Genomic DNA, 405 nt, shown 5'->3' on the forward strand with positions numbered 1-405 from the left:
CACCGGAATGCTGGCCGGATCGACGACATAGCACTCGACGTGTTGAGCCTGCAGCGCGCGACAGATCCAGAACGCCTCCTGGCCGGCCTCGTAGGAAATGACAACGCGCACGCCGGCGGGCAGCGACCACTTCAGCCGGTGCGCCTCGATCAGGTCGAGCACGGCCTGCAGCCGCGCGGCGGCCTGGGGCTGCGCCACCGTGTGCACGGCTGGCTTCTCGCGCCGGCCGTCGTGCAGCGCGACCTTCCACGAGGCGGCAGCGAGTTCCAGTGACACGGCCAGCACGATCGCTTCCGGATGCGTCGCGTATGTCTGATCTGTGCGCATGATCCTCTCTCCTTTCAGTAAAGGCTCAACAGGCTGATTTTAAGGGTTGGCCTGTGTGCCCCCCCTGCATAGGATCTG

1 pseudogene is annotated in these 405 nt (G+C 65.4%); it reads right to left on the reverse strand.

Going from position 1 to position 405, the window contains the following annotated elements:
• Nucleotides 1-327 (reverse strand): annotated as a pseudogene (locus P0D89_RS54150) (IS110 family RNA-guided transposase); the annotation flags it as partial.
• Between the last annotated feature and the right edge of the window lie 78 nt (nucleotides 328-405).

This window comes from Paraburkholderia sp. RL18-085-BIA-A, assembly GCF_046027075.1.
GTDB lineage: Bacteria > Pseudomonadota > Gammaproteobacteria > Burkholderiales > Burkholderiaceae > Paraburkholderia.